4 protein-coding genes and 1 pseudogene are annotated in these 4,907 nt (G+C 42.4%); 2 read left to right on the top strand and 3 right to left on the bottom strand.

The features are described from left to right. Positions 1 to 351: 351 nt before the first annotated feature. Entirely contained in the window at positions 352 to 1,734 is a 1,383-nt protein-coding gene (locus tag Q0064_RS01420; protein WP_298143178.1) for a DUF4403 family protein, read from the top strand. A gap of 97 nt (positions 1,735 to 1,831) precedes the next feature. On the opposite strand, the gene Q0064_RS01415 is transcribed toward Q0064_RS01420, so the two are convergent. From Q0064_RS01415 to Q0064_RS01405, 3 genes are read right to left on the bottom strand one after another with little or no spacing between them, the layout of a single operon-like run. Further along, positions 1,832 to 2,971, bottom strand: a complete 1,140-nt coding sequence (locus Q0064_RS01415; RefSeq protein WP_298143176.1) for an ATP-binding protein — start codon at positions 2,969 to 2,971, stop codon at positions 1,832 to 1,834. After that, positions 2,968 to 3,723: an SDR family NAD(P)-dependent oxidoreductase gene (locus tag Q0064_RS01410; protein WP_298143173.1), complete on the bottom strand. Its 756-nt coding sequence runs from the start codon at positions 3,721 to 3,723 to the stop codon at positions 2,968 to 2,970. Before Q0064_RS01410 ends, Q0064_RS01415 begins: the two co-directional genes overlap by 4 nt. After that, on the bottom strand, positions 3,720 to 4,592 hold the full coding sequence (locus Q0064_RS01405) for an aldo/keto reductase (protein ID WP_298143170.1): 873 nt from the start codon (positions 4,590 to 4,592) through the stop codon (positions 3,720 to 3,722). Before Q0064_RS01405 ends, Q0064_RS01410 begins: the two co-directional genes overlap by 4 nt. Positions 4,593 to 4,776: 184 nt before the next feature. Between Q0064_RS01405 and Q0064_RS01400 the strand changes: the two are divergent. Further along, positions 4,777 to 4,907 (top strand): annotated as a pseudogene (locus tag Q0064_RS01400) (ATPase); the annotation flags it as partial.

The raw sequence follows: 4,907 nt of genomic DNA, 5'->3' as shown, positions 1-4,907 counted from the left end.
CTACAAAAAGAACGAATAGCTGTGCTTTAACTTTTGGCATTAGGTTTGATTTGCTCTGTAAATTGACGAAAAGAAATGCAGAGTGTTACAGTTTGACGTAAAAATTGTGCACTTTTTTTTGGAAACGATTGCCCGCGAAAGGTATTGCAGCGGAAACAACGCCTGTAGCAAAAGCATTGAGGCGCGGCAGCTGCGTGCGACCGGAGGAAGCACCGCAGACCCGCCAGCCGAAAGCTTTTGCGCAGGTGGTGTTGCAGCGAAAAGACCGGCCCTGCGGTGGGGAAATGGGTGGTGCAGGGTTTCGCCCAAAAATTATTCATTCACTTTATTACTTTTGCTTAAATTCTGATTATGAAAAACCTAGTTTGGCTTTTGGCGGTGGTGCTTACAGCCTGTTCTTCTGTAAAAAAAATAGAATCGCTCAAGCCGGAGCCCGACGATGCGGCGCCATTGATTTACGATACCGAACCCTCGTTTATTAACATGCCGGTAGAAATTTCGATACAAGATATTGAAAACCAGATAAATAAAACGCTAAACGGCGTTATTTACGAGGATAAAGACATTACCGACGACGATATTAAACTCACGGTTTGGAAACAAGCGCCGATACAATTGCGCTCGGAAAGTGGCAAAATGAAGGTGATTTTACCTTTGAAAGCGAAGATTTTTTACCGTTACGGCACTTCGAAATTGGGAATTGACTTGTACGACACGCGGGAATTTGACTTAAACGGGGTGGTGAGTTTACTGAGCGAGGTGAATTTGCTGAACTGGAAACTACAAACCAAAACACGAATTAGCGATTTGGATTGGAAGGAATCGCCGAGCATGACTATTGGCAGCAAAGTAGTTTCGATTACGTATTTGGTTGATCCGGCGATTAAATACTTTAAGGGAAAAATCGAGAAAAACATAGACGATGCGATTAAGAAAACGGTTGATTTTAAGCCGCAGGTTTTAGATGCGTTGGCTAAAATGTCGGAACCGAGTTTGGCAAGCGAAGCCTATCAATCGTGGGTTCGATTTACGCCCATTGAAGTGTATGCCACTGATGCAACGATAGGAAAAAGTACTTTGGTGATGGATATGGGTGTGAAGTGTAAAATTGAGACGCTTGTAGGCGCCAAACCGAAATCGCTTTTTGATCGAGATGCGGTTGTATTGAAAGCGGTAAAATCGGTTCCGCATGCAGTGAATGCTAAAGTTATTGCCGTTTCGACGTATGCCGACGCGGAGGCGATAATCACCAAAAATTTTGCCGGCCAAGAATTTGCTTCCGGCAGCCGAAAAGTAAAAGTAGAGCAGGTAAAATTGTGGCACAAATCGGGCAAAATAGTTGTAGCCTTAACGCTTTCGGGTAGTTTGAATGGCGATATTTACCTTAGCGGATTCCCAGCTTACAACGCGCAAACCAAAGAAATTTACTTTGATAATTTGGATTATGTACTCGACACAAAAAGTACATTAGTAAAAGCGGCTAACTGGCTGGCTTCGGGCACGATACTGAAGAAAATGCAACAAGCCTGCCGGTACAGCATTGCGCCAAATTTGGAAGAAGGTAAAAAACAATTGCAACGCTACACCTCGAACTACAGCGTGATGCCGGGCGTTTTTGTTAACGGAACGATGAACGATGTTGTTTTTGATAAAATTCAAGTGAACAACAAAGCCATTTTGGCGTTTTTGGAAGTAAGTGGCAAAGTGACGGTTAAGGTGGATGGGCTTAAATAAGGTGAGTTCGACACAAAAATCTTCGTTAAATCGCCGGAAGGGAATATTCTAGCGAACGTAAAAATAAGATCCACGCGCTATTTTTTAAGCTATTTATTTAAACAGCGTTGTACTTCATTTTTCGAAGAATGCGCAAAGCGTGTTTGAAATTTTGAAAAGCGGTAGCATTTGATAAGCTTTTGAAAATCGATTTTGCATCGATTAGTTTTTGCTTGGCGTCTTCGAAACCGTTTAAATAGGCAATCATAAGGGTTTGCGGCACCGATTCTAATTCGGATTCGCGAACTGTTTCGGGTTTTTGAACAGCGCGGTTCAAAGTTGCAAGCGTTGCGTTATAAATATGGTGTAAAACTTTTCGGTTGTATTCGGGCGGTTCGAAAAGCATTTCGGTGTCGAGTTTGTAATAACCGTTGTCGAAAAAACGTATGGTTTGCCGTTCGAGGGGATAGTAACTGGTTTTATCGTTAAGTCCGAGTGCAATAAACTCGGTTATGGTAAAGCTTGAATCGTCGAATTCTATAAGTACTTCGTCTTGAGCTGAATAAAACAATTTTACTTGTTCGTTTATCAATTCGATGTCTACGCGCGAGAGGTAGGTTTTGTCTTTTACTTTTTTGGGAATTCCTGCCCAGCAAATCACAAAGAGTTCTTTAAAAACCTTGTAATGCGCGGGCATGTCGCGGTGTTTTACGTACATAAAATCCATGACACTATCGAGCGTATCTTGAATGCTGTTTCGGCTGTTGTTCTCGATACTTACCACTGTGGCTACGTTCGTAAAATTCCGAGAAACGGGCATTTCAACCGGTACGCTGTTTGAACCGATACGCACAAAACAGCTTTTGGGCAAGATTGTATGTATGCCTTTTTTAAAGAACGACGCTTTATTTTTCGGACTTATCGTTACCAATCCGACCACTTTCCCTTTCGGAAGATGCGGAAACGGCACGTTATCGTATTGAATTTTAGGCGCATGTTCCAAAAAAGCATTCACTAAGTTTTGAATCCGACTGTCGTCGAAGAAATCGTCGCCAACAATTTCGTTGTCTTTGTCTTCCACACCTACCACGATATACGAGTGATTGGCCGGGTTGGAATTTGAAAGCGCACAAATGTGTTTCAGAAATTTTGCTTTTCCCTCGCGTGTGTGCAAGTTTAGCTGTCGCTTTTTATCGTAAAAACTCGACTCGTCGTTGTGCGCGAGCAGATTTTTTATGAGCAACCGCTTATTTATCATAGTTTTCTATTTACCAAAGTTGCCGAAGCTTGATCGGTTGGATAAACCACTAAATCTGAAATATTTACGTGAGGCGGCATGGTTGCTATAAAATGCACAATATTGGCAATGTCTTCCGGTTTTAACGGCTGAAAACCTTCGTAAACTTTTGCTGCTCGCGCTTCATCGCCTTTGAAGCGAACTTTGGAGAAATCGGTTTGTACCATAGCCGGATGTACGGCACTTACGCGAATTCCCGTTCCGTTTAAATCGATTCGCAAGCCATTGGTTAGGGTATCGACTGCCGATTTTGTTGCACAGTACATGTTTCCGCGCGGATACACTTCTTTTGCGGCCGTCGAACCAATGTTTATGATGTGTCCGCTTCCCGCTGCTAGCATCTTGGGCAAAATGGCTTTGGTGAGAAACATCACGCCTTTGATGTTCGTATCGATCATGAGTTCCCAATCTGAAAGCGCTGCGTCTTGCGATAAATCGAGGCCGTGCGCGTTTCCAGCATTATTTACTAACAAATCAATTTGCGAAAATTCGTTTGGTAGAGAAGCTACAAAACGGGCTACTTCTTCCCGCGAACTCACGTCGAAAAGCGCGGTATGCACTGCTGTTTGATTTTCAAGTTCGGTTTTTAGTAGTTCAAGCTTTTCGCTATTGCGCCCGCAGAGTATCAATTGGAAATTCGCTTCAGCACATTTTCGTGCAATAGCCGATCCGATACCTCCGGTTGCGCCGGTAATAAGAGCTGTTTTTTTCATGGTACTTTATGTCCTAATGCTGCGGTATATATTTCAAACCATTCGATGGTGCTCATCGAAAAGGTTAGTGCTTTCAGTTGGCTTTTGAGTCGGTTTACATCGGTAGTTCCGACCACGGGAGCAATTTGCGCCGGATGTTTTAAAATCCAATTTAGTAAAATGGTATCGGTTCCGACCTCATATTTTTTAGCGAGTTCTTCAACAACGGGTTTTAGGCGTTTAGCGGTTTCAGAATCGGTTTTAAAATAACTTCCGAGCGGATTCCACGCCATTGGTTTTATTTGGTGAAGGAGCATAAAATCGAGTGCTCCTGAAGTTGCGGCTTCGTGATGGGTAGCCGAAAACTGAATTTGATTTACCTGAACCGGAAGATACTTTAGAAGCATGGCTGTTTGCTCGTTAGTAAAGTTCGACACGCCAAACGAACGAATTTTACCCGTTTCTAGCAAACGAGTGATGGCTGCCGCTACTTCATCGGGCTGTAACAGCGGACTTGGTCGATGCAGTAAGAAAACATCGAGATAATCGGTTTTTAGATTGGTGAGCGATTGTTCTGCGGAAGCGATAATGTGTTCAAAACTATAATCGTAATGTTTGATTTTTACCGGACGCGCTTCACTTACGTACTGAATACCGCATTTAGTAATCAATTGAATTTTTGAACGATCGATTCCACTTTCGCGTAAAGCGGCGCCAAAAGTAGCTTCAGTAGTGTAACCTCCGTAGATGTCGGCATGGTCGAAATCGGTAATGCCACTTTCGTGGAAGGTACGAATGCGCTCGGCCATTTCGTTTACAGTTAAGTCTTTGCCCCAGACGCCCCATGTCATGACTCCAGCAATTATTTTGTCGGGCAATTTTTCTGTCATTTTTACTTGATTTTTCAATAGTTTCCCAAAAGTCTTAAAAATATAAAAAGGAAATCACAAATGACACTTAAGGTTTAAACGTGCTGTTAGAATTTAACCATCCTTTAACAATCATAAGCCTAAAAAAAAATTCAATTTGTGACCGGATTTTAACATAAAACAAACTGAATTAATAACACAGGAGATGGAAGACCAAAGAACATCGGTAGATATCCGCGCAATTAATGAGAAAATTGAACGCGAAAGTGCATTTATCGACTTGTTGTCGATGGAAATGAACAAAGTTATCGTTGGGCAAAAAACCATGGTTGAGCG

It is taken from the genome of Flavobacterium sp. (assembly GCF_027490375.1).
In the GTDB taxonomy this organism is placed as follows: domain Bacteria; phylum Bacteroidota; class Bacteroidia; order Flavobacteriales; family Flavobacteriaceae; genus Flavobacterium.
This window is presented reverse-complemented; position numbering and strand designations above follow the sequence as displayed.